This is a genomic window from Phyllobacterium sp. K27 (assembly GCF_054796155.1).
Genome location: NZ_CM139240.1, coordinates 2,669,690 through 2,694,852, shown reverse-complemented (window position 1 = coordinate 2,694,852; position 25,163 = coordinate 2,669,690). Strand labels below are relative to the sequence as shown.

General features: G+C 53.4%; 23 protein-coding genes. 13 read left to right on the top strand and 10 right to left on the bottom strand.

Annotated features, from left to right (window positions below; genetic code table 11):
* Positions 1–54 precede the first annotated feature (54 nt).
* Together ppx and ACYJL1_RS13340 are read left to right on the top strand one after the other, a co-directional pair.
* Positions 55–1,566 carry an exopolyphosphatase gene (ppx, locus tag ACYJL1_RS13345; protein ID WP_460895837.1) on the top strand — a complete coding sequence of 504 codons (1,512 nt, stop codon included), beginning with the start codon at positions 55–57 and terminating at the stop codon, positions 1,564–1,566.
* A 203-nt stretch (positions 1,567–1,769) separates the two neighbouring features.
* Positions 1,770–2,831: a serine hydrolase domain-containing protein gene (locus tag ACYJL1_RS13340; RefSeq protein WP_460895836.1), complete on the top strand. Its 1,062-nt coding sequence runs from the start codon at positions 1,770–1,772 to the stop codon at positions 2,829–2,831.
* On the opposite strand, the gene ACYJL1_RS13335 is transcribed toward ACYJL1_RS13340, so the two are convergent.
* Both ACYJL1_RS13335 and rnd read right to left on the bottom strand, forming a co-directional pair.
* Entirely contained in the window at positions 2,832–3,752 is a 921-nt protein-coding gene (locus tag ACYJL1_RS13335; RefSeq protein WP_460895835.1) for a DMT family transporter, read from the bottom strand.
* A 214-nt stretch (positions 3,753–3,966) separates the two neighbouring features.
* The gene (gene rnd / locus ACYJL1_RS13330) at positions 3,967–5,127 is read right to left on the bottom strand and encodes a ribonuclease D (RefSeq protein WP_460895834.1); all 1,161 of its coding nucleotides are present in this window, start codon (positions 5,125–5,127) and stop codon (positions 3,967–3,969) included.
* 142 nt (positions 5,128–5,269) lie between these two features.
* Here rnd and aspS point away from each other — a divergent pair, with 142 nt between their 5' ends.
* Positions 5,270–7,060 (top strand): aspartate--tRNA ligase, encoded by a 1,791-nt coding sequence (gene aspS / locus ACYJL1_RS13325; RefSeq protein WP_460895833.1) that lies wholly within the window; start codon positions 5,270–5,272, stop codon positions 7,058–7,060.
* Between the two features lie 75 nt (positions 7,061–7,135).
* Here the strand turns inward: aspS and ACYJL1_RS13320 are convergent, their stop codons facing one another.
* The gene (locus tag ACYJL1_RS13320) at positions 7,136–8,332 is read right to left on the bottom strand and encodes a hypothetical protein (RefSeq protein WP_460895832.1); all 1,197 of its coding nucleotides are present in this window, start codon (positions 8,330–8,332) and stop codon (positions 7,136–7,138) included.
* Positions 8,333–8,557: 225 nt separating this feature from the next.
* Between ACYJL1_RS13320 and ACYJL1_RS13315 the strand changes: the two genes are divergently transcribed.
* The gene (locus tag ACYJL1_RS13315) at positions 8,558–10,873 is read left to right on the top strand and encodes a DNA topoisomerase IV subunit A (RefSeq protein WP_460895831.1); all 2,316 of its coding nucleotides are present in this window, start codon (positions 8,558–8,560) and stop codon (positions 10,871–10,873) included.
* A gap of 6 nt (positions 10,874–10,879) precedes the next feature.
* Here the strand turns inward: ACYJL1_RS13315 and ACYJL1_RS13310 are convergent, their stop codons facing one another.
* The 5 genes from ACYJL1_RS13310 to hemB form a co-directional block, all read right to left on the bottom strand.
* Positions 10,880–11,779 (bottom strand): DMT family transporter, encoded by a 900-nt coding sequence (locus tag ACYJL1_RS13310; RefSeq protein WP_460895830.1) that lies wholly within the window; start codon positions 11,777–11,779, stop codon positions 10,880–10,882.
* Between the two features lie 78 nt (positions 11,780–11,857).
* A complete protein-coding gene (locus ACYJL1_RS13305; protein WP_460895829.1) occupies positions 11,858–12,607 on the bottom strand; it encodes an arginyltransferase in 750 nt (249 codons plus the stop codon).
* A gap of 103 nt (positions 12,608–12,710) precedes the next feature.
* Positions 12,711–13,127 carry a hypothetical protein gene (locus ACYJL1_RS13300; RefSeq protein ID WP_460895828.1) on the bottom strand — a complete coding sequence of 139 codons (417 nt, stop codon included), beginning with the start codon at positions 13,125–13,127 and terminating at the stop codon, positions 12,711–12,713.
* Between the two features lie 45 nt (positions 13,128–13,172).
* Positions 13,173–13,643, bottom strand: coding sequence for an RDD family protein (locus tag ACYJL1_RS13295; protein ID WP_460895827.1), 471 nt, complete (start codon positions 13,641–13,643; stop codon positions 13,173–13,175).
* A gap of 69 nt (positions 13,644–13,712) precedes the next feature.
* Entirely contained in the window at positions 13,713–14,750 is a 1,038-nt protein-coding gene (hemB, locus tag ACYJL1_RS13290) for a porphobilinogen synthase (protein ID WP_460895826.1), read from the bottom strand.
* A 436-nt stretch (positions 14,751–15,186) separates the two neighbouring features.
* Between hemB and ACYJL1_RS13285 the strand changes: the two genes are divergently transcribed.
* The 3 genes from ACYJL1_RS13285 (at position 15,187) to ldtR (ending at position 17,332) form a co-directional block, all read left to right on the top strand.
* Entirely contained in the window at positions 15,187–16,242 is a 1,056-nt protein-coding gene (locus tag ACYJL1_RS13285; protein WP_460895825.1) for an enoyl-CoA hydratase/isomerase family protein, read from the top strand.
* Positions 16,239–16,667: a DUF6163 family protein gene (locus tag ACYJL1_RS13280; protein ID WP_460895824.1), complete on the top strand. Its 429-nt coding sequence runs from the start codon at positions 16,239–16,241 to the stop codon at positions 16,665–16,667. Before ACYJL1_RS13285 ends, ACYJL1_RS13280 begins: the two co-directional genes overlap by 4 nt.
* Before the next feature lie 149 nt (positions 16,668–16,816).
* A complete protein-coding gene (gene ldtR, locus ACYJL1_RS13275) occupies positions 16,817–17,332 on the top strand; it encodes a transcriptional regulator LdtR (RefSeq protein ID WP_460895823.1) in 516 nt (171 codons plus the stop codon).
* 67 nt (positions 17,333–17,399) lie between these two features.
* Here the strand turns inward: ldtR and ACYJL1_RS13270 are convergent, their stop codons facing one another.
* Both ACYJL1_RS13270 and ACYJL1_RS13265 read right to left on the bottom strand, forming a co-directional pair.
* Positions 17,400–18,068, bottom strand: coding sequence for a hypothetical protein (locus ACYJL1_RS13270; RefSeq protein ID WP_460895822.1), 669 nt, complete (start codon positions 18,066–18,068; stop codon positions 17,400–17,402).
* A complete protein-coding gene (locus ACYJL1_RS13265; protein ID WP_460895821.1) occupies positions 18,068–19,105 on the bottom strand; it encodes a hypothetical protein in 1,038 nt (345 codons plus the stop codon). The genes ACYJL1_RS13270 and ACYJL1_RS13265 overlap by 1 nt, the downstream gene beginning before the upstream one ends.
* Before the next feature lie 328 nt (positions 19,106–19,433).
* On the opposite strand from ACYJL1_RS13265, the gene ACYJL1_RS13260 reads away from it, so the two are divergent.
* The 6 genes from ACYJL1_RS13260 (at position 19,434) to ribH (ending at position 25,161) form a co-directional block, all read left to right on the top strand.
* Entirely contained in the window at positions 19,434–20,726 is a 1,293-nt protein-coding gene (locus ACYJL1_RS13260) for a L,D-transpeptidase family protein (protein ID WP_460895820.1), read from the top strand.
* A 172-nt stretch (positions 20,727–20,898) separates the two neighbouring features.
* On the top strand, positions 20,899–22,191 hold the full coding sequence (gene glyA / locus ACYJL1_RS13255; protein ID WP_460895819.1) for a serine hydroxymethyltransferase: 1,293 nt from the start codon (positions 20,899–20,901) through the stop codon (positions 22,189–22,191).
* Between the two features lie 155 nt (positions 22,192–22,346).
* A complete protein-coding gene (gene nrdR, locus ACYJL1_RS13250) occupies positions 22,347–22,829 on the top strand; it encodes a transcriptional regulator NrdR (RefSeq protein ID WP_460895818.1) in 483 nt (160 codons plus the stop codon).
* Positions 22,830–22,834: 5 nt separating this feature from the next.
* A complete protein-coding gene (gene ribD, locus ACYJL1_RS13245; protein WP_460895817.1) occupies positions 22,835–23,929 on the top strand; it encodes a bifunctional diaminohydroxyphosphoribosylaminopyrimidine deaminase/5-amino-6-(5-phosphoribosylamino)uracil reductase RibD in 1,095 nt (364 codons plus the stop codon).
* A gap of 10 nt (positions 23,930–23,939) precedes the next feature.
* Positions 23,940–24,554, top strand: a complete 615-nt coding sequence (locus ACYJL1_RS13240; protein ID WP_460895816.1) for a riboflavin synthase — start codon at positions 23,940–23,942, stop codon at positions 24,552–24,554.
* Positions 24,555–24,699: 145 nt separating this feature from the next.
* A complete protein-coding gene (gene ribH, locus ACYJL1_RS13235) occupies positions 24,700–25,161 on the top strand; it encodes a 6,7-dimethyl-8-ribityllumazine synthase (protein WP_460895815.1) in 462 nt (153 codons plus the stop codon).
* The last annotated feature ends 2 nt before the right edge of the window (positions 25,162–25,163 follow it).

The following is a 25,163-nucleotide window of genomic DNA, read 5'->3' as shown; positions in this document are numbered from 1 at the left end:
GATTGAGACTATCCCTGTTGGCTGCCGATATACCGGTCCGGGAACCCAGACTGTATGATATCCGCAGCACAGGGACGTGTGCAGGGACGCAGACCGGCCGCTGTCATCGACATTGGTTCGAATTCCGTGCGTCTTGTGGTTTACGAAGGCGTCACACGTTCACCCACAGTTCTTTTCAACGAAAAGATATTGTGCGGTCTCGGCAAAGGACTGGTCAAAACCAAAAAGCTGAACGCCAAAGCTGTGCAGAGCGCTTTACGCGCGCTTCGCCGGTTTCGCGCGCTGGCCGAACAGGCGGGGGCGGTATCGCTTGACGTGCTTGCCACCGCGGCAGCACGGGAAGCGGAGAATGGCTCGCAATTTATTCAGGAGGCCGAAGCCATCCTGAAGGAGCCGATCAAGGTTCTGTCGGGGCGGGAAGAAGCCTATTATTCAGCGCTTGGCATCATTTCCGGCTTTCATGATCCGGATGGCATTGCAGGCGATCTGGGTGGCGGCAGTCTTGAACTTGTCGACGTCAAAGGCCGCAAAATCGGTGACGGCATTACCCTGCCGCTCGGTGGCCTGCGCCTGCAGGATATGTCTGACGGCGATCTGACCGAGGCGCTGAGCATCGCCCAGAAAACGCTCGGTACGGCCAAGCTTCTTGCCAATGGCAAGGGCAGGGCTTTCTACGCAGTTGGAGGAACGTGGCGAAACCTTGCCAAGCTGCATATGAGCGCGGAGCATTATCCGCTGCATGTCATGCACCATTACGAAATTCCGTTTGAGGAAGCCCAGCGCTTCCTCAAACGTGTTGCTGTCGGTGATGTAGACACCATGCGCGGCATTGAGGATGTCTCGAAAAACCGCCGTGCGCTTTTGGCTTATGGAGCCATTGCGTTGCTTGAAACGATCAAGATCATGAAGCCATCGAAAATTGTCTTTTCGGCACTTGGCGTTCGTGAGGGTTTTCTCTATTCGCTGCTGCCTGAGGGCGAGCAGTTGAATGATCCACTCATTTCTGCCGCCGAAGAACTGGCCACGCTGCGTGCGCGTTCGCCCGCTTATGCGCGTGAGCTTGCCGATTGGAGTGGAGAGGCTTTCGCCGCACTTGGCTATAAAGAAACCGACGATGAGAAGCGCTACCGGCGGGCGGCGTGCCTGATTGCAGATATCAGCTGGCGGGCTCACCCCGATTATCGTGGCAGCCAGGCGCTGAACATGATTTCCAACGCTGCCTTTATCGGCATTGATCATCCGGGCAGGGCGTATATAGCGCTTGCCAATTTCTTTCGTCATGAAGGTGTTGCCAACAGCGTTCCGGATCCGGAACTTGCAGCCATAGCCAGCCCACGTTTGTTGGAGTTCTCGCGTCTGCTGGCTGCCATCATGCGGATCACCTATCCATTTTCGGCTTCAATGTCCGGTGTCGTTCCTCATCTTTCGTGGAAAAACACATCCGAGGGCATAAGCCTCGTTGTGGACAAGTCGAAAGCTGATCTCATCGGCGACGTGACCGAAGGGCGCTTGCAGCAATTGGCGAAGCTCACCGGCAAGACGCTTAAAATAGAAGTTGGCAAGTAACCTTGTTCAGCACGCCGCCTCTACCTGCGAAGCGTCTTCAGCGAATTACGCCAGAACGAGCGAACCAGCGACAATAAAACCCGCCGCCAGATTACGCCTGGCCATTGGCTTGAGAGCCGCTTTGGGGCTTTACTGGTGTATAATCACACGCATGTGAGCGAAGTTGAGTTGCTGTACCGCTTTGTGCTCGTCAAAGTCGGTGCATGAAAACCTATCCGGTTAGCCGTCGCAGCTTCATCTTGGCCATCCTTGCGGGTGGAGCGGGTGCTTTGGCACCGTCCATCTCCTTTGCACAAGCACCAGGCAAAGCGGCGGCTTTGGATAGCGTTGCGACAAGCCAGATCATTGAATTGGCTTCGTCTTTTCCCGCGCTTCAGACGATGATTGTTTATGCTGGAGGGAGAACCCAGATCGAGCATCGCTTTCACGGACCCGCCCCGGATCGTCCCGTCAATGTCAAATCTGTATCCAAGACCATTATTGCGACCTTGGCTGGCATAGCCATTGAGCGCAAAGTCTTTTCCGGACTGGACGAGCCTGTTGCGCCGCTCTTGTCGAATAAACTGCCGCAGAATCGCGATCCTCGGCTGGCGCGGGTGACACTCGGTAATCTGCTTTCCATGCAAGCCGGATTGGAGCGAACTTCAGGACCCAATTATGGCCGCTGGGTCGAGAGTTCTGATTGGGTACGCTATGCACTTGCCCGCGATTTCGTCGATGAGCCGGGCGGGCGCATGCTTTACTCAACAGGTAATTCGCATCTCGTATCGGCGATGCTGACACGAAAGACGGGCCGCACGACATTGCAGATTGCCCGAGACTGGCTGGGCGAACCGCTGGAAATCAATATTCCATCCTGGCCCCGCGATCCGCAGGGTATTTATTTTGGCGGCAATGATATGGAATTGTCGCCGCGTGCCATGCTCGCCTTTGGCAAGATGATTCTTGAAAAGGGAAAGAGCGGCGGCAAGCAAATCGTACCAGCTGCCTGGATCGAAGAATCATGGAAGCCTCGAACCAACTCGCCATTTACCGGTGATAGCTATGGTCTGGGCTGGTTCATTTCCTATCTGCCGGATGGCAAGCCGTTCTATTACGCTTGGGGTTATGGCGGCCAGATGATCTATGTTGTGCCTCATATTTCCGTGGTGGCGGTAATGACCTCAAACACGGCAGCGCCTTCCGGCCGCTCCGGCTATGTGCGTCAACTGCACGACCTTTTGACCACCCGGATTGTCCCGGCAGCGGAAGCTGCCATAGGCTGATCAGGCGGGCGTGGAAGCCATCTTCTTGCGCGATGGTAGGGTCATGGCGGCAACGCCTATCACAACAAACACAAGTCCAAGCCAAGCGGTTGAGGCCAGCGTTTCACCAAGGAAGATTATGCCGATCCCTACACCGATCGGAACGCGCAAATAAGCCTGCGATGTTGTGCTGACCGAGCCAAGTGTATGGATCAGCCGGAAGTAGATGACAAAGGCGAGGGCGGTGGAAAATACAGAGAGACCGAGTAGCGCGACGATCGAGTCAGCCGATGGCGCAATGTTCCATGGCTGATCCACAATCAGGCTGATCGGAATAAGTATCACTGCGCCGCAAATCATTGAGCCGGCAGCAGGCATCATCGGATCAAGCCCTTTGAAGCCTCGCCCGAATATCGCAGCTGTTGCATAGGAGATTGTCGCAGCCACAATTGCCAGTTGCGCCACCAGTTCCTTGCCGATGCCCTGAAATGCTTCCATGCCGATAATCAGGCTGATCCCGACAACACCGGCAATTGTCCCGAAAAGCTTGCGGGTTGTCACCGCTTCATGCCGTGTAATGAGCACTGTCAGCAGAAATGCGAAAATCGGCGTGGTCGAATTGAGAATAGTCGCCAGTCCGGCATTTACGGTCTGCTCAGCCCACGCAATCAGGGTGAAGGGGACAACACTGTTGATGCAGGCTTGAACAAAAAAACGCTTCCAGATCGCCGGATCTTTTGGCAGTGACAGCCCACGCATTCTAATAATCGCCAGCAACAGAACTCCGGCGATCAATGTTCGCGCTGCTATGAAGGTGATGGGCGGAATGGTTTCAACACCGATTCTGATGAATGTATAGGAAGCACCCCATAAAGTTGCAAGAACAGCAAGGAGCGCAACCTCTTTGGCGAAGGAAGGTGTGGGGGTAGACGAAGCGGTCATGTTTTCACTTTCGCGGCATGGATCATGATGATGATCAATGCCCTGAATCCTCGCCTGATGCTTCGATGAGAGCCGAACTATTAAAACTCAATATAGCCGATTGGCGCAATTGAGAGATTTGCAAGAAAACAGCCGAGTTTGACAGAAAAACCAGCTATTTCGACAGAATTTTTGTAACTACTGGCTGCAAAATAGTTGCAGCCAGTTGAAATTCCTATTCGCTTGGAAGAACCAGCGCCGTGATTTTCTTGTTTTCGAATTTCAGGCAAAGTTCGCCATTGATAAGCTGAAGCGCCTTTTCTCCGAAGACTTCGCGCCGCCATCCCTGCAAGGCCGGAATGTCATCAACATCGCCTTCCGAGGCGATCCTGTCGATCTCATCCGAAGTCGCCACAACCTTTGCGGCAACGCCATGCTCTTCCGTAACCAGCCGCAACAGCACCTTCAAAAGCTCCGAAGCTGCTCCTGCACCTTCCGGTGAAGCGCTTTGTTTCGGCAGGCGCGGCATCTCATCTTTCGGCAGATCAAGCGCCAGATTGACGGCATTGAGCAAGCCTGTTGCCATGCTGGAGCGTTCCCAACCCTTTGGAATCGTTCGCAAACGTGACATTGCTTCCGCATCGCGCGGCTGCTGTTGTGCGATCTCGTAGATCGCGTCATCCTTGATGACACGTCCGCGCGGCACATTGCGCTCGCGCGCTTCCCGCTCGCGCCAGGCGGCGACACTGCGCAGAACCGCAAGTTCCACCGGCTTGCGCAAGCGCATCTTCAGCCGCTTCCAGGCATCGTCCGGGTGCATGTCATAGGTTTCGCGCGCGGTGAGAATTTTCATCTCATCCAGAACCCATTCGGTGCGCCCCTCGGCTTCGAGGCTTTTCTTCAAATGTAGGTAAATATCGCGCAGATGTGTCACATCGGCCAAAGCGTAATCGAGTTGCTTTTCAGAAAGCGGTCGTCTGCGCCAATCGGTGAATCTCGAGGATTTATCGATTTGTGCGCCAACCACCTTTTGCACCAATTGGTCATAGGCAATCGCATCGCCAAAGCCGCAAACCATGGCTGCAACCTGCGTATCGAACACCGGATGCGGAATCAGATTGCCGAGATGGAAGATGATTTCAATGTCCTGTCGTGCAGCGTGAAACACTTTCACGATGGTTTCGTCTGCCATCAGCTTGAAAAACGCAGCAAGATCAAGGCCGGGCGCCAGCGCATCGACAATCGCCGTGTGATCTGGCGATGCCAATTGGATAACGCAAAGCTCCGGCCAGAATGTGGTCTCGCGGATGAATTCCGTATCGACAGTCACGAAGTCTGATTGGGAAAGGGCGGCAACAGCCTGTTCAAGCTGATCTGTAGTTGTAATCATGGTCATGATTTTTCTATAGCGAATGAGAATGCGTTTGTCTCGGTTCTTGACAAATCAGCTTCAAAATGCGCTTGTCCGCCCAAATTCTTTGGCGTGTCGAGGGCTTATCCTCGGTCTTTTCGCCATATTTAATCAGAGGCACATAATCATGCACCGTTACCGCAGCCATACCTGCGCCGCCTTGCGTAAATCGGACGTTGGTTCGACAGTTCGTCTTTCCGGTTGGGTCCACCGCGTCCGCGACCATGGCGGAATTCTCTTTATTGATATTCGCGACCATTATGGCCTGACTCAGATCGTCGCCAATCCTGATTCGCCAGCCTTCAAGCTTGCCGAAACCGTGCGTGGTGAATGGGTTATCCGTGTTGATGGTGAGGTGAAGGCGCGTACCGAAGATACGGTAAACGCCAACATGCCGACCGGCGAGGTGGAAGTTTTCGCGCGTGAGATCGAAGTTCTCTCGGCGGCGAAGGAGCTGCCTTTGCCGGTGTTTGGCGAGTTGGATTATCCGGAAGATATTCGCCTGAAGTACCGCTTTCTTGATCTGCGCCGCGATACGCTGCACAGGAACATTATGCAGCGCACGAAGATTATTGCCGCGATGCGCCGCCGCATGAGCGAAATCGATTTCACTGAATTCTCGACGCCTATCCTGACGGCTTCCTCGCCGGAAGGCGCGCGCGACTTCCTCGTGCCGAGCCGTATTCATCCCGGCAAGTTTTACGCTTTGCCGCAGGCGCCGCAGCAGTACAAGCAATTGATCATGATGTCCGGTTTCGATCGTTACTTCCAGATCGCACCGTGTTTCCGCGATGAAGATCCGCGTGCAGATCGTTTGCCGGGCGAGTTTTATCAGCTCGATGTTGAGATGAGTTTCGTTGAACAGGACGACATTCTTTCTACTATGGAACCTGTTTTGCGCGGCGTTTTCGAGGAGTTTGCCGAAGGCAAGCGCGTCACCAAGGAATTCCCGCGCATCGCCTATGATGATGCCATGCGTAAGTATGGCTCTGATAAGCCCGATCTGCGCAATCCTATCGAGATGCAGGCTGTGACCGAGCATTTTGCAGGTTCCGGCTTCAAAGTCTTCGCCAACATGATCGCCAATGACCCAAAGGTCGAAGTCTGGGCCATTCCGGCCAAGACCGGCGGATCACGTGCATTCTGTGACCGCATGAACTCCTGGGCGCAGAGCGAAGGCCAGCCGGGGCTTGGCTATATCTTCTGGCGCAAGGAAGGCGAGGCCCTTGAAGGCGCTGGCCCGCTCGCCAAGAATATTGGACCAGAACGCACGGAAGCCTTGCGCGTGCAGCTCGGGCTTGATGATGGCGATGCAGCCTTCTTCGTTGCCGGCGATCCAAAGAAGTTCGTGTCTTTCGCAGGCGCTGCCCGTACGCGTGCTGGTGAGGAACTCAATCTCGTTGATCGTGATCAGTTCGCGCTTTGCTGGATTGTTGATTTCCCCTTCTTCGAATGGCTCGAAGAAGAAAAGAAAATCGATTTTGCCCACAATCCATTCTCAATGCCGCAAGGTGGTATGGATGCGCTGGAAAATCAGGACCCGCTGACAATCAAGGCATTCCAGTACGATATGGTTTGCAATGGCTTTGAAATCGCCTCAGGCGGTATCCGGAATCATCTGCCGGACACGATGGTCAAGGCGTTTGAAGCTGTTGGTCACTCACGCGAAACGGTGGAAGAGCGCTTCGGTGGTCTTTATCGTGCGTTCCAGTATGGTGCGCCGCCCCATGGCGGCATGGCTGCCGGTGTTGACCGCATCGTCATGCTGCTCGTCGGCGCAAAGAACCTGCGTGAAATCACCATGTTCCCGATGAACCAGCAGGCCTATGATTTGTTGATGAACGCGCCTTCGGATGTTTCGCAAGCGCAATTGCGCGATCTGAATATCCGTCTGAACCCGGTGAAGAAAGAGGTTTAAAGACCTCTTCTAACAGACTCTGAACAAGCAAAAATCCCGGCATCGCTGCCGGGATTTTTGTTGTTATGGTCAAGTTTACTGGTTTGCAATAACCGTGACACCCAGTGTCTTGAGCAGCGACTTTGGATCAGCCATACCGCCCGCAGCAATAATCGCGAATGGAACGGACTTTGGTGGCGCTGCCTTGATCTCGATCGTCTTTGGATCGTCCAGATATTCGCCAACTGCCGTACCGAGATTCTGTGCGAATTCTGCATCACCGAGCTGTGCGGCAGCCATTGGCACGATTGCCTTTGCCTGATTGATCAGATCCTGGCGTTTTGCATTCTGCTGCTTGGCAACATAGTCGAGCGCCTTGTAGGTGACGGAGTCGTCTTCGAAGCGGATTGAAGCGCCGGTAAAGCTGAGTTGTTGCATAAGACCGAGCATCGCCATGCCCTGCGCATCATTAGGTTTGCCTTCCATATTCTTGGTGGCTTCCTGAAGCCCCTTGATGAAATCGAGTGTGTAGCCCGAAATATCGAGCTTGACACCAAGCGTTCCGGCATCATCGGTAATGAAATCCATCTTTTCAACATTCAGGCGGCCATCCGGAATATTCCAGGTGCCATTAATGTCGATCTTGCCGGTGAGGGTCTCATAACCAAGAGCGGTAACGGCCTCCTTGGCCTTTGGGTCTTCCACGCCTGAAAGATCAACCTTGAAGCTTTCAACATTTGTGGTGAAAGCCACAGGAGAGCTTTCCGTCAGCGGTGAAATTGTCGCTGTGATTCCATCCGCCAGAAATACGTCCTTGCCCTTGGAATTAACGCCGATGTGTTTAACTTCGGCCTTTTCATATTGAAGCATTTTTGCCAGCGGCTCTGTTGCCCCTTCGGCAGGAAGCGTGATGCCTTCAAACGCAATGCCTTCAACCGTAACTTTACCCTTGTCATCACCTTCCGGCGTGAAGCTGATGTCGGGTATGGACAACGAGCCGACCTCGAAGCCACCGCCAGAAACATCGCTGACATCGGAGAGTGTAACATCACCGGCATTGAATGCTTCTTTGATGCCGGCTGTTGAAACCTTCGTTTCCTTCAGCACCACTGTCGTGCCGTTGGTTTCAACATTGCTGTACTCTAGGACACCGCCCTGTTCGGCATAGACAGCCTTCAAGCGCGCAGCGACAGCATTTCCGTCGATGGCATAGGCTGAACCGGCAAATATAACAACGAGAGCAGAGGTTGCAGCCAGCAGACGCAAGCCGGACTTCACAGGGTTTGGACGCATAATTTATTCCTTGTTGGTATTAGTATCGTACCTATTGCATGATGCGCGGCAAAACTGTGACAGCCGTCGACCAGGCGGTAATATTTACAATTCGGGCGCTAGAAAGTCAGATTTGGTGCTCGAAGGCAAGCTTTGTTCAGCACAACGCGTTATATATGACTATCAGCCTGTGATCTGGGCGAATCATTGCTTGCTCGCGAATCCTTGTCTTGATAGTCCATTCACATGGGAAAAAGCCTGATTCCGCCAGACGATGGCGATGATAATGTCGAACCGGTTGATCTAAAGGCAGCGCTGGAAGAGCGCTATCTTGCCTATGCTTTGTCAACGATCATGCATCGCGCCTTGCCGGATGTGCGGGACGGGTTAAAACCCGTTCACCGCCGTATCATGCATGCCATGCGCCTGCTGCGCCTGTCGCCCGACCAGTCCTATGCCAAGTGCGCCCGTATCGTCGGCGAGGTGATGGGTAAGTTCCACCCCCATGGCGACCAATCGATCTATGACGCGCTTGTTCGCTTGAGCCAGGATTTTGCCGTGCGCTATCCCGTGGTGGACGGGCAGGGCAACTTCGGCAATATCGATGGCGATAACCCGGCAGCGATGCGTTATACCGAAGCGCGCATGACCGACGTTGCCATGCTGCTGCTTGAAGGCATCACGGAAGATGCTGTCGATTTCCGCCCAACCTATAATGAGGAAGACGAAGAGCCGATCGTTCTTCCGGGAGCCTTTCCAAATCTGCTTGCCAATGGTTCGTCCGGCATTGCGGTCGGCATGGCCACATCCATTCCACCGCATAACGTATCGGAACTGTGCGCTGCGGCGCTGCATTTGATCAAGCATCCGGATGCGACGGTTGAAGAGCTCATGACTTCGCCCGAGGAGTGGGCGGCAATCGAAGCTTTGGCCAAGGAAGATCCTAAAGCGCTGCTCACCTGTAAGGTGCGTGGTCCCGATTTCCCGACAGGCGGCATTCTCGTCGAGAGCTGGGACGCGATTGTCGAAGCTTACAAGACCGGTCGTGGCGGTTTTCGTCTGCGCGCACGCTGGGAAACCGAAGATCAGGGGCGCGGCACCTGGAATATCGTCATCGGCCAAATTCCCTATCAGGTTCAAAAATCACGCCTGATTGAAAAGATCGCAGAACTCCTGATCGCCAAGAAGCTGCCATTGCTGGATGATGTGCGCGATGAGTCGACCGAAGACGTTCGCCTTGTGCTGGAGCCCAAGAGCCGCAGCGTCAATCCGGACATTCTCATGGAGTCGCTGTTCAAGCTGAGCGAACTTGAAACGCGTTTTCCGCTGAATATGAATGTTCTGTCGCATGGCAAGGTGCCAAACGTTCTTTCCTTGCGTGAAGTGCTCAAACAGTGGCTTGAACACCGCAAGGACGTGCTTATCCGCCGGTCGCGCCATCGCCTCGGTGAAATTGAGCGCCGTCTCGAAATTCTCGGCGGCATGCTGATTGCCTATCTGAATATTGATGAAGTCATTCGCATCATCCGTGAGGAAGATGAGCCGAAGCAGGAGATGATCCGCCGCTTCGAACTGACCGATAATCAGGCAGAAGCCATTTTGAACATGCGCCTGCGTTCTTTACGCAAGCTGGAAGAGTTTGAAATCCGCAAAGAGTTTGACGGCCTCACCGCGGAGAAGAAGCAGATCGAGGAACTGCTGGGTTCAGAACCAAAGCAGTGGCAGACGATCTCGTGGCAGATCGCCGAAATGCAAAAGAAGTACGGACCGGAGACCCTTGTCGGCAAGCGCCGCACCACCTTCGCCGAAGCGCCGACGCATGATCTCGCGGATATTCATCATGCCATGATTGAGCGCGAACCTGTAACAGTTGTTGTGTCAGAAAAGGGCTGGCTGCGCGCCATGAAGGGGCATCTGCCAGACTTTGCCGCCTTGACCTTCAAGGAAGGTGACAAGCTGAAACTGGCATTCCACGCTGAAACCACAGACCGCATCCTCGTTCTGACGACCGGCGGCAAGTTCTATACTATCGGAGCGAATAGCCTTCCAGGTGGTCGCGGCCATGGCGAGCCGATCCGCATTATCGTCGATATGGAGAATGATCAGGATATTGTCACGGCTTTCGTGCATAATCCTGAACGCAAGCTCTTCCTCTCCTCGCATGTCGGCAACGGTTTTATCGTGCCGGAAGCCGATGTCATTGCCAATACGCGCAAGGGCAAGCAGGTGATGAATGTCAAAGCGCCGGACGAAGCACGCCATTGCGTGCCGGTTATTGGCGACAGCGTTGCCATTGTCGGTGAAAACCGCAAGCTTCTGGTTTTCCCGCTGGCCGATGTGCCGGAACTTGGACGCGGCAAGGGCGTGCGCCTGCAACGCTACAAGGATGGTGGCGTTTCCGATATCCGCATCTTTACCATGGAGCAGGGGTTAACTTGGCAAGATGCTTCCGGCCGCAGCTTCACGCGTGGAAAACTGGAGCTTCTGGAATGGGTCGGCCCGCGCGCCACAGCTGGCCGCATGGTCCCAAAGGGCTTCCCGCGTTCGGGCAAGTTCTCGTAAGTGGCTCTAGATCGGATGGCGGATTGCCGTCGTCCGGGCTCGCCTGCGCGAGTGGACCATTTGCCAGAGCGAATGGCCGATCAAAGCAGAAATGATGATGATGCCACCCAAAAGGGTGGCGTCGGTTGGGCGTTCGGAAAACACCAGCCATACCCAGATGGGCGTCAGCACTGTTTCAAGCAGATAAAACATCGCCACTTCCGGTCCTGAAAGAAAGCGCGGACCTGTTGCAAGGCAGATGAAGGCGATTGTGGTGACCACCGCGCCATTGAAGATGATCCAGCCGGGAACAGCGACACTGAAACCGTTTTGCGATACCATGACCGCAGCAACCACTATAGGCACTGCGGTGCCCATCATCGCGGCAAAGCTCATATCCTTGCCAGATGCACGGGTGACCGTGATGGCCGATGCGAGAATGAAAGTCGACAACAGGCCCATCAAATCGCCGAAGACATGACCTGCCGATAAGCCTTCATACACGATGATTCCGACGCCGATCAGCATCAGGAACATGGCAATGAAAGTGATCGCCTTGGGCCGTTCTTTCAGAAATACCCAGGACAAAAGCGCAGCAAATACGGTGTTGAACGCCAAAATGAAAACGAGATTGGCTGTTTTCGTATTATAAACAGCAATCATGAAGGCGATTGAAGCCAAGCCATACAGCGCTGCAACCAGATACCCGATCTTGCCCGGAAGCACTTTTCGGCGCGTTCCGGTAACAAGGTTCCAGACAGCCCAGATGATCAGTGCGCAGATGAAGGTCGTCGAACTGCGCAGCAGCAATGTGGACCATGTTTCCCCTTGGCCAAGGCGCAGCAAGGGAATGTCCGCAGAAAGCACCAGTCCTCCGATACCGGTGATGAGCAGACCTTTGCGATGATCGAGGTGAAGCTGGGACATGCGGCGCAATTTCCGGGGATTCTTTGTGATTATGCCGCGTTGTCTAGCGGTAGAGTAGGTCGGCGTCCAGCGTTCCGATCAAGGTGCGCGCCGCTCCCAGCCTTTCATGCCCAGATGTTCCTGCGGCTGATAGCGGATTTTGTACTGCATCTTGCGCGAGCCCTCGACCCAATATCCAAGATATACGTGCGGCAGGCCTGCGGCGGCGGCACGCTGTATATGGTCGAGGATCATGAATGTACCGAGCGAACGGCTTGCATGGTCGGGATTGAAGAACGAATAGACCATGGAAAGCCCGTCACCCATGACATCAGTCAAGGCCACGGCAATCAGTTCCCCTTCGCCCGTTTGTGTAATGAAGCTATCGGGGCCGCGACGACGGTATTCGATGATCTGAGTGGGAACATGGGTATCTTCCACCATCATGGCATAGTCGAGAACGGTCATTTCCGACATGCCGCCCTTGTTATGGCGCGCATTGAGATAGTGCCTGAACAGGGAATATTGCTCGGTCGATGGTTCAGCGTGATGGATATTGCCGATCAGGTCGCGGTTGCGATTCCACACGCGTCGCATGGATTTATCCTGTGTGAACTCACCGGCAAGAATACGCACGGAAACGCAGGCCCGGCAGTTCTCGCAGGCAGGACGATAGGCGATATTCTGCGAGCGTCGAAAGCCGCCTTGTGTCAACAGATCATTCAGTTCACTGGCGCGTCCGCCAACAAGGTGGGTAAATACCTTGCGCTCAAGCTGTCCCTCAAGATAGGGGCACGGCGAGGGGGCCGTTAAAAAGAACTGCGGTGATTGCTGTGGTTGATGGGTCATCCAAGTTCCTGGGAACGCTTTGCAATTGCCATAGAATCGTATGACCGCCTCAAACGTCAATTCAATTATATTGCATCGCAGAGTGAATGTCGCGTGTGTCGTATCAGGGCGTTGGCGTTGGCGGGCAGCGTGTACCGCTCCATGAGTGGATTGGCGGGTCGAAACGGCCATTGGTTGAACCGCCCCATGCCGCCTTGAAACCCTGATAATCGCTGCTGAAATGTAAAGACACGAGGCCCGTACCATCCTTGTCTGTCCAGATCAGTGTGCGTTCTGTCAGGCTGGTCCGGTCTTTTTCAATGACATTGCCGTCGGTACGCCCGGCAAGTCCATCTATTTTATACGTGCCGGTGATACGTCCATCACGGTCAACGTTCAGATTGGTCTGGATATCCTGATAATCGCCATAGGAAATAACTTCGCCGCAGAACTTTCCTGCAGGCGAAGCCGCATAACTTACGCCACCTGACAAAACGAGCAAGGTAGCTGCTACAGCAATGGATTTGTATCTGTTCATCATTTCAATGCCGAAGAAGAAAGGCTCCCGGATGGGAGCCTTTGGAGTTTAATTATATGCTCTGACGACAACTGTTCCGAGCAGGAGGTCATGTAGAGTCCGTTTACGATCAAGGAAGAAGGTTGCCAGAAGGATAAAGGGCGTCAACACTACATTGAGACCCCAGAATAAAACTGTATGAACAATTGCAAGCAGGCCATCCACTTTTACGCCGTCCAGGCGCTCCAGCTTCAATCCCATCATTTGCATGCCCTTGGTTGCCTGACGAGGACCGCCGAGCGTGCTGTAGATATAGAGCAAGGCAACTGCGGGAAACATGATGCCATAAAGCATCCAACCAAGCCCCAGCGTGGCAATCCCCAGAATGAAGACGAGGATAGCTACTGGGATGCAAAGCAGAAACACGATCGCATAGTCGATCAGGAAGGCAAATACGCGGCTGGTGCGTACACCCTGATACAAGCGCCAATCTTCGAGACGATCCGTAATTATTTCGCCATCAAGAGTTTTCGCGTTCATTTCGTTTCCTGTTTTCAAGTGACGGCCAAATGGCCATTACCCTGAAATTGGGAATTCAGGCGGATAAATTCAAGCGCCAGCCTTTAATCGTTCTGCAACTATGGGTGCGAAATAGGTGAGAATGCCATCGCAGCCAGCGCGTTTGAAGGCCAGCAATGTTTCCATCATCACCCGATCTTCGTCGATCCAGCCATTGGCTCCGGCGGCTTTGATCATCGTATATTCGCCGGAAACCTGATAGGCAAAGGTCGGAACGGAGAAGGTGTCCTTCAATCGGCGGATAATATCAAGATAGGGCAGGCCGGGTTTCACCATCAGCGAATCCGCGCCCTCGGCAAGGTCCTGCTCTGCTTCCCGCACTGCTTCATCCGCATTGGCAGGATCGATATAATAGGTTTTCTTGTCGCCCTTCAGCCGCCCGGACGTGCCGATGGCTTCGCGGTATGGGCCATAAAACGCAGAAGCGAATTTGGTCGCATAGGCCATGATCGCCACGTCCTGAAAGCCGTTCTGATCCAAGGCATCACGAATGGCGCCGATGCGGCCATCCATCATGTCCGATGGCGCAATAATATCTGCACCCGCTGCTGCTTGAAGAACTGCACCTTGTGTAATTTGAGCGACAGTCTCGTCATTGACGATTATACCGTCGCGCAAAATACCGTCATGGCCGTGGCTTGTGAATGGATCGAGCGCGACATCGGTAATCATGCCGATTTCAGGCACTGCATCTTTGATAGCGCGTGTAGCCCGGTTTATAAGATTGTCAGGATCAAGAATCCCTGAACCCGTATCGTCACGCAGCTCCGCCGCAATATTGGCAAATGTCGCTATGGCGGGAATGCCAAGCTTGGCTGCCCGCTCTGCTTCACGCACAGCCATATCGACCGAAAAGCGCTGAACGCCCGGCATGGCGGCAATATCCTCGCGTCGGTTTTTGCCTTCGCAAAGGAATATTGGCCAGATCAGATCATTGACTGTCAGCTGGTTTTCCTGGACCAGACGGCGCGACCAGTCGGCCTTACGCATGCGGCGCAAGCGTCGGCTCTGGGTAATTTCGTCGACGGTCCTTGGCGCGTGCCTTTGAAATGCGGGATGTTTGTTCATATTCTCTGCCTGCTGTTTGGAATAGTTTTAACAGGATCGCCATAATTGTATAACCCCAAAACTGCGGGTCGTTCTTGGACCAAATGCCTAGGGTCCGGACCTATTAATATGATCGAAATGGCGCCTGAAACGGCAAGAAGATGCGAGGAGAAGCGCGAAGGGTGGGGTCTTTCCCCCAGCCAAGCGGTTCGACACTGCAGCTTGCAGCCGTTTCGGCGTCCGCAGGATATGATCTTTTCGCCCGCCTACTTCGTCGCAAGGTCTTGAAAATGAACCACATTGTCTTCGCCTTTGCTCCTTGTATCCAAACGAAAAGCCTCATACCATTTCGACCAGATTAATAGGTCCGGACCCTAGGTCCGAAGCTCTCGTTTTTCATCCATTGACGTGGCCCGCCGTAGTTTCCTACCTTCGCTCGCAAATAACGGAGAAATGCATGGAAATCGATTTTGGCGGGATGGATGAAATCGCATTTGAGCGGCGCGGCAAGGCTGGCCTCGTTCGGTTGACGCGGCCAAAAGCGCTTAACGCGCTGACGCGGGTTATGGTCAATGCATTGCATCGTGCTCTTATCGCCTGGTCTACCGATGAAACAGTCCATTGTATTATCGTTGAAGGAGAGGGGCGGGCTTTTTGCGCCGGCGGCGACATTCTTGCCGTCTATCATGCCGGGCGCTCTGGTGCCCCACTTTATGATTTCTTTGCCGACGAGTATCGCCTCAACGCTTATATACGCCATTATCCCAAGCCCTATATCTCGCTGATCGATGGCATTGTCATGGGCGGCGGTGTTGGCATTTCTGTGCATGGCTCGCATAGGGTGGTCACGGAAAACGTCACTTTTGCCATGCCCGAGGTCGGCATCGGCTTTTTCCCGGATGTCGGCGGCAGTGCGTTCCTGCCGCATCTGCCGGAACATTTCGGCACTTATCTCGCTTTGACCGGCAACAGGATCAAGCAGGGCGATTGCCTGCAAAGCGGTATTGCCACCCATGCGATCAAGGCGGAAAACAAGGAAAAGCTCAAACGCAGCCTGATCAGATCGGGCGATCCCGAAAAGGCATTGAAGGGCAAGACCATCAATCCTGACTTTGAGACGTCTGAAGCAATGCGCGACATGATCAGCGTTTTGTTTGATTCGCCGATATTGAGCGGCTGTCTCATTCGGCTGGCTGCCGCTGGGGTGAATGGCAGCGAAGAAGCGCAGAAGCTTCTTGATCTGATCAAGACACGCTCGCCCACAAGCCTCCATGTCAGCTTCCGGCAAATAGAAGAGGGCCGCGAACTTGATATGGATCAGTGCATGCAGATGGAATACCGCATTCTCTGCCGTATGCTCGAAAATCACGATTTTTATGAAGGTGTGCGGGCACTTCTTGTGGACAAGGATAATTCGCCCGTGTGGAGTCCCGCAAAAATCGACGATATAACGCCGGAAATGGTCGATGCCTATTTTGCATCCTTGGGCGAGCAGGAACTGCAACTGACATGAATGACAAGCCCACCCATTTGCCTTTCGATCCCACGATGGCACAAACCGGCTTTGTCTGGTTGCTGCGGCTTGTCGCTATTTATTCACTCGTCGCCGGGGTAAGTTATTGGGCGCAGATCAGCGGCTATTATGAGGGACTGCTCTGGCGCTTCGATCTTATGCCCTGGCAATGGAAAGTTGCTTCAGTCTCGCTGGCAATGCTTTATCCCGTCGCTTCAACTGGCCTTTGGATGATGGTGTCCTGGGGACCCGTCATCTGGTTTGTCGCTGCACTTGGTGAAACGCTGATGTTTACAGTGTTCTCCGAGTTCTTCTTTTACAGGCCCCAGATTGCTATCATTCATGGCTGCGTTGCGCTGCTCTATGTCAGCTTCCGGATCGTGCTGTTTTTGCAGAAACGTCAGCAGGCAAGGCCAGTCCGCTGACCGCGCGGTAAGTCTTCATTAAGGTAGAAATTGATTCAGTGACGGTAAGATACTGTTAAGTCTATGTTTTAAGTCGAATTTTATGCGTATTCGATAGTGTCTGCTCAACGGTGAGAAAAATACACCGAAACAACAGTGAGGCAGGTATTATGAACAGCATACAGAGAAAGTCTGACGCAAGCTCGCATTCTACAGTCAATGATACAGCATTGCGTACGTTATATCTTGAAGCACTTCAGTTGGTCGAGCGTTTACATCGCCGGTTGCTTGATGTTGTCAAAGATGAATTTGACCGCAATGGGCGCAGTGACATCAACGCCATTCAGGCATTGCTGCTTTTCAACATCGGCAATGCTGAATTGACCGCTGGTGAACTGCGTAGCCGCGGTTATTATCTCGGCTCGAATGTTTCCTACAATCTCAAGAAACTCGTCGAACTCGGCTTCATCTCTCATGAACGCTCACGCACCGACCGTCGTTCGGTCCGCGTCAGCCTGACGGAGAAGGGCACAGAAGTAGCCGAACTCGTTGCCGGTCTCTACGAGCGTCACGTTGCATCAATCGAGCATGTTGGTGGCATCAAGGCTGAAGAATTCCAGTCAATGAACAAGGCACTTCAACGTCTTGACCGCTTCTGGAACGACAGCATCGCCTACCGCATGTAATTTGCGGTAGTCCAAACAACAAAAGCCCGGCTTTGCGCACAGCAAAGGCGGGCTTTGTCTATTGGTCCTATAGTTCCAGTGGGAAGGGTGTTCGCTCCCAATATTTCTCGATCTTCAATTTCTTCACCGCGTCAGCCTCCCACTCGTGCAGGATTTTCGCCACGGCCTCCCGATCGTTAGCCTTAAGTGCTGGATAGAATCCTGGCTGAAAGCGCTCTGTGTTGCCTAGTTTTTGAGGGTTGCGTTCCAGTTCTACAAGCATGGGCTTGAAGTCACCGTGTAACAAGGGAACGAATTTATCGAGATACTCAAGCAATGCAGGGTTGTCATAGTTCGCCGGTATGTTTGAAACAAACTCACGATAGTCTTCAAATGTTTGTATTTCTCGCAGTCGCGGCAGTTCATCCTCGATGGTTTGAAACATATTTTCCATAATTTCAGGTCGGGTAATATCCCAAAAATGCCTGTGAATGTCCTCCAGCCTGTATGGGCCATACACGTGTCTAAACAATCGTTTACCACAACCGCGTGTTTCAGATGCAACAACAGAGGCCAACTCGCTAACTGAAAGATAGGGGTGAAGGTCGCTGGAACACCATCGGCTGTTCGCAATGAAGATCCCTCGGTGCAAATGATGGATTGGTTTGAGGTAGAGGCACCGCCCTACCAATACGAGATCGCTGTGCCGATCTGTGAGTGGTTTGAGGGCTTTTCTTAGGTCGGAACCTTTGGCCATTATTGAGGCCCTCGGATGATTGCATCCGCACTTGGACGGATTTGAATGGTAAAGAAGTTTTTCACTCCAGGATATTTTTTGGCAACCGCATGAGATAATTGTGACATTCTCTTGCTTGTGAAATTCCTTTTGCCTGTCTTTATGTCATAGATGCAGACAAGATCATCATTAACCTTCTCAAAAACGTCGAGTTCTAATGTGTGTTTATTGCCTCGTGTTGCAGCCGTGTTGTCCGGCGCCTCAGCCAAGGCATCCCAAAGCACATACTCGGCTTGCAGTGCCGGACTAAACATTGAGTTTATCTGCCGTTCCAAAATTTTGTGCACACGTGTTCTATAGGCACCAGCATCCGTATAATTTGAAACTGAACCTGCAGCAAATGCGGCGATATCTGTCTGGGTTTGCACTGTAAAATAGTGCTGACATACTTTGCTAACCTCCCCAATGTCGGCTTTACGCACGCTGGCCCAAGTCTTCGTGTCAGAATCATCGTTCGTGAATGCACGGGCACGCGACGATATAATTGGTATTGCCGTGGGGTCATCATCTATCGCAATGGCATTGAATTGAGCGATTGCCTGATCAATTGGATATTCAAGTTCGGGAGTTTTCAAGAACGAGAGCAACGTCGTTGCGGAGCGTAAGACGGGGTTCGTCACAGCTGATCGCAAGGGAATTTCGCGATTAACTTGCCGCACGGTACTCTGGAGCCATGAGCTAGGCTGTGAACTTGCGGCGCCTAAAGTTGATCCCGTTGTTATGGGATCTACACCGCCAGCGCCGCCATCTGTCCATTGACCGCCATCCGAGTTGCCGGATGGCACTCGCGGTTGGTTCGGATCGTACTTGTTGCTTAGCTCTGTCAGAGCGCGGAGTTGTTCTTCCAACTCCTTTTGTTCGCTCTCCACGATGCGGGATATGCGACGGCCATGTTCTGATAAGCGCCCTATGCGATATGCGGCAAGAACTGCTTTATTCCCCGCAATCTGGTGTTTTAGCCGTGCTGCAATATAGTCAGGCTGATCAATGAGTTTCATGAATAAAATCCCGTTAAAAGGACAATATTCCTTTAAGCGTCGTGCGCGTCAATTCGACTTTGGTACGGGTAGGGGATGCTTTGTGTCTGAATGACCGCTCCACCCAAGTCATTAATCTGCCATAATGGAATGCAACTGCACGATCCAATACTTTACGTCAGTGCAGCATCGTCATCGCCTCAAGGGGCGCGTATCGCGTAATCATCACAATCACGCTATACTTCGCGGAAAGTTGATGTTTATTAACGATGTTCCTGATATTTTTTTGGAAACCATATCTGCTCGTGCGCATTGCTGTGAGCAGCTTGACTGCTAAGCTTCCAACAGGTTGGACAAGAACATGAAAAAATTTGGATCGTCAGCGCTGGACCGCCGCGCATTTTTGACCGGTGTCGCGACAGCAGGCATGGCGGCCGTTACCTCGTCCGCCTTCGCACAACAATCCGACATCAGCGACATCCTTGCCTCTCCCAGGCGTGGCAACTGGGATGACCAGTTTGATGCGCGCTCGACAAGCCGTGGCAAGGTTGCAAGCTTCCAGCCGATTGCCAGCCCTGAAACGGTTTTTTATATCGAGAATGCCATCAACACCTATAGCCAGATTGTCAGCAATGGTGGTTGGCCAATGGTCCCCGGCAATGTGAAAATGAAACTCGGCGTGGTTGATCCTGCGGTTTCGGTCATGCGCAAGCGTTTGATCATTGCAGGTGATCTTTCGCAGAGCGCCGGCATTTCCAATTCCTTCGACACTTATGTCGATGCGGCAGTCAAACGCTTTCAGTCACGTCATGGCCTGCCAGCGGATGGCGTCATGGGCCAATATTCGCTCGCAGCGATGAATGTCACACCTGATGTTCGTCTTGGTCAGCTGCAGACAAATCTTGAGCGTGTTCGCAAGCTTGCTTCCGAAGATCTGGGCGCCCGCTACGTCATGGTCAATATTCCGGCCGCGCAAATTGAAGCGGTTGAGGCTGGCCGCGTTGTCCAGCGTCACACCGCTATTGTTGGCAAGATTGACCGCCAGACGCCGATCCTCGACTCCAAGATCCACGAGGTTATCCTCAATCCATACTGGACCGCGCCAAAGTCGATCATCCAGAAGGATATCATTCCGCTGATGCGAAAGGATCCGACTTATCTGGAGAAGAACAAGATTCGCCTTTTCGATGAGCGCACCCGCGAGGAAGTGTCGCCGGAGAGCGTCGATTGGTCGACCGACGATGCCGTCAAGCTGATGTTCCGTCAGGACCCCGGCAAGATCAATGCCATGTCCTCGACCAAGATCAACTTCGTTAATCCCCATGCCGTTTACATGCATGACACGCCATCGCAGGGCCTGTTTAACAAGCTGATGCGTTTCGACTCGTCCGGCTGTGTTCGTATTCAGAACGTACGCGATCTCAATGTCTGGCTGTTGCGTGACACGCCCGGCTGGGACCGCCAGACAATGGAGGCGACGATCGCCTCCCGGGTTAACACACCGATTTCCGTGACCAATCCTGTTCCAGTGCATTTCGTCTATGTTTCGGCTTGGTCGACGGGCGATGGTGTTGTTCATCTGCGTGATGATATTTACGAGATGGATGGACAGGCTGCCCTGTCGATTGGCACCAACACCTGATCGAAGTTTTCAATGAAAAGTTGCAAAAGGCCGCATCCAAGCGGCCTTTTGCATGATGGCGGTTTCAAACCATTGGTTTTCGCCCATCGGCCATTGGCCTTGGCCATTTAAGTATGATAATGCGCGCCAACTACCCACCACTATCCAAATGGCAAATGAGGGTTCAGGCACCATGTCGAATGCAGATACTTTTTTTAACGCATCGCTCGAAGATATCGATCCGGAAATTTTCAGCTCGATCCGCAAAGAGCTGGGCCGTCAGCGCCATGAAATTGAATTGATTGCATCAGAAAATATTGTCTCGCGCGCTGTGCTTGAAGCGCAGGGTTCGATCATGACCAATAAATATGCCGAAGGCTATCCGGGCAAGCGTTATTATGGCGGCTGTCAGTTCGTTGATATTGCTGAAGAACTCGCGATTGAGCGTGCCAAGAAGCTGTTCAGCTGCGACTTTGCCAATGTGCAGCCCAATTCCGGCAGCCAGATGAATCAGGCCGTGTTTCTGGCTCTGTTGCAGCCCGGCGATACATTTATGGGCCTTGACCTCAATTCCGGCGGTCACCTGACCCATGGCTCGCCGGTTAATATGTCCGGTAAATGGTTCAAGGTTGTTTCCTATGGCGTCCGCGAGGACGATCACCTGCTTGATATGGATGCCATTGAAAAGCAAGCGCTGGAAACCAAGCCGAAGCTGATCCTGGCGGGCGGCACTGCCTATTCCCGCGTTTGGGATTGGGAGCGGTTCCGCAAAATCGCCGATAGCGTCGGCGCCTATCTAATGGTTGATATGGCCCATATTGCCGGTCTGGTTGCCGCTGGTGTTCACCCTTCACCTGTGCCGCATGCGCATGTGGTCACCACCACCACGCATAAATCATTGCGTGGTCCTCGCGGCGGCATGATCCTCACCAATGACGAGGGTATTGCAAAGAAGATGAATTCAGCCGTATTCCCCGGCTTGCAGGGCGGCCCATTGATGCATGTCATCGCTGCAAAGGCCGTTGCCTTCGGCGAAGCACTCAAGCCGGAATTCAAAGTCTACGCACAGAACGTTGCCGACAATGCCAAAACATTGGCCGCAACCTTGAAAAAGAATGGCCTCAATATCGTCTCCGGCGGTACAGATAATCATCTGATGCTTGTCGATCTGCGTCCGAAGAATGCAACGGGCAAGCGCGCCGAACAGGCTCTCGGCCGCGCGAATATCACGTGCAACAAGAACGGCATTCCTTTCGATCCGGAAAAGCCATTTGTCACCTCCGGTGTCCGTCTTGGAACACCCGCCGGCACAACGCGCGGATTTGGCGCGGCAGAGTTCACTGAAATCGGCAATCTCATCACCGAAGTTCTTGACGGGTTGAAAGTCGCCAATTCCGATGAGGGCAATGCCGCCGTAGAAAAGGCAGTGCAGCAGAAGGTTATCACGCTGACCGACCGCTTCCCCATGTATTCTTATCTGGGTTAAGCAACCACTCTTCCGTCATCCTCGGGTTTGACCCGAGGACCGAGGATGACGGAGAGAAGGGTACTTTATGATTATGAATGTAGCGACGCTTTAATCTCGCTTCGAAAAACACTATCTTCGCGGTGATCTCAGAATCATCTTCGGAAAGTTCCTCGATGCGTTGTCCATATTGCCAGTCTGAAGACACCCAGGTGAAAGATTCGCGTCCCGCCGAGGACGGTGCGGTCATTCGCAGGCGCCGCATTTGCACCGTGTGCGGTGGACGGTTTACAACATTCGAACGCGTGCAACTGCGCGATCTTCTGGTCATCAAGAAAAGTGGCCGTCGCGTGCCTTTCGACCGCGACAAGCTGATGCGTTCCGTTGAGGTCGCTTTGCGCAAGCGTGAGGTCGATCAGGAGCGGGTTGAACGCGCCGTGTCCGGTATCGTGCGCCAACTGGAAAGTTCTGGCGAACCTGAGGTCAGTTCCGACGAGATTGGCCGGCTCGTCATGGACGCCCTCAAAGGCATTGACGATATTGCCTATATCCGCTTTGCCTCGGTTTATCGCAACTTCAGCGAAGCCAAAGACTTCCATGATGTCATTGATGAAATCACAGCAAGCGACATCGCTACCGGGCCGATTGAGGACGATTGATTCAGATGGCAGCATCCGCACTTGATCGCCGCTATATGGCCGCTGCCATTCGGTTTTCGCGCCGCCATCATGGGCTAACAGGCACCAATCCTTCTGTTGCCACGCTCATCGTCAAGGATGATATCATTGTCGGCCGCGGTGTGACGGCAATCGGCGGGCGTCCTCACGCGGAAACGCAGGCATTGCTTGAGGCAGGGGATCTTGCACGCGGCGCGACTGCTTATGTTACGCTTGAGCCCTGTGCGCATCATGGCAAAACGCCGCCCTGTGCCAATGCGCTGGTCACTGCGGGTATAGCCCGCGTCGTGTCGGCGGCAAGTGATCCGGACGAGCGGGTAGCCGGCAAAGGCTATGCTATTTTGCGTGACGCAGGCATTGAGTTGGTAACAGGTGTGCTTGCCGAAGAAGCAGCCGATGAGTTGGCAGGCTATTTGATTCGATCTTCCAAAAAACGCCCGGAAGTGACTCTAAAACTTGGACTTTCTACCGATGGCTTCATTGGCAGGCAAGGCGAGGGACAGATAGCGATCAGCGGTCCCGTATCGAGAGCGCAGGCGCATGTCATGCGCGCAGAAACTGACGCGATCCTGGTCGGCATTGGAACGGTGCTCGCTGATGACCCGCAACTGACGTGCCGTTTGGCGGGTCTTGAGCAACGCTCGCCAATCCGGATTGTTCTCGACAGCCAGCTGCGGATACCGATGGACAGTGAGTTGGTTAAAACGGCCACAACTGTCCCGGTGTGGATTGCCGCCAGCGCAGATGCAGACCCGGCCAAACGGCAGGCGCTTATTGCAGCAGGATGCAGAATTTTAGCCACTGAAACCGATTGCGGAACGACAGCACTTCCCGAACTGATGGATGATCTTGCCGCACAAGGCATCTCAACATTGATCGTTGAAGGCGGGGCCGTGGTGGCCGCCTCGTTCCTCGAAGAAAAATTGGTTGACCGCATTGTGCTGTTTGAAGGTCCGGTGGAGATCGGCGAGGGTGGGGTTGCGGCCCCCGATCTGCACTCCCATATGGCTCATGAATTCAAGCTGTTATACGAATCCCGCTTTGGCGATGATCGTTACAGCGAATATGTAAGACCGCTTTAAGGAGCCGCGAATGTTCACGGGGATTGTTACAGATATTGGCAGGGTCGGACAGATCAAGCGGCTGAATGAAGGTGTGTTGCTGCGCGTCGAGACCAATTACGACCCCGAGACAATTGAAATCGGTGCATCCATTTCCTGCTCGGGTGTTTGCCTGACTGTAACAACATTGCCGGAAAAGGGCTCCAATGCCCGCTGGTTTGAGGTTGAAGCGTGGGAAGAAGCACTGCGCCTGACCAGCATTGCCGATTGGAAGGCTGGCACACGGATCAATCTTGAACGCTCACTGAAACTGGGTGATGAAATGGGCGGGCATCTCGTTTCCGGTCATGTCGATGCAATGGCAGACCTGATCAAGCGCGAAGAGGAGGGCGATGCCGTTCGCTTTACCTTGCGTGTGCCGGAACATCTTGCACGCTTCATTGCGCCAAAAGGCTCTGTGGCGCTCGACGGCACGTCGCTGACAGTCAACGCGGTGAATGGCAATGAATTTGACGTTCTCCTCATTCGTCACTCGCTTGAAGTAACCACTTGGGGCGATCGCAAGGTCGGAGACAGGATCAACATCGAAATTGATCAGATGGCTCGATATGCTGCGCGACTTGCGGAATATCCGAAATCAGCCTAAAGCATCGAACCGAAAAGTGGAATCCGGTTTTCGGATAACCCGATGCAATAATAAAAGCCAGATCGCCACTTTGCGCCCGTAAGGGCGTATAGCGATCTGGGACGACACAAACGGCCTTAGCCGACCAAAATTTCCTGGAGCCAGCATGTCCAAAAACAAGGCGCGTGCGCCACATCTGTTGATTGTGGAAGCACGTTTCTATGACGAACTGTCCGATGCACTGCTCAACGGCGCCAAGATTGCGCTGGATGAAGCCAATGCGACTTATGATGTTGTAACTGTTCCAGGTGCGCTTGAAGTGCCTGCCGTCATTTCGTTTGCCCTTGATGGTGCTGAGGATGGCGGCAAGAAATATGATGGCTTTGTTGCCCTTGGCACAGTCATTCGCGGTGAGACCTATCATTTCGATATTGTTGCCAACGAGTCATGCCGCGCTTTGATGGATCTGGCCGTGGCTGAAAGCATTGCCATCGGCAATGGAATTCTCACTGTTGAAAGTGAGGAACAGGCTTGGGTTCGTGCGCGGCGCGAAGACAAGGATAAGGGTGGCTTTGCTGCCCGTGCAGCGCTGACAATGATCGCCCTCAAGGATAAGCTCGGAGCCTGAAC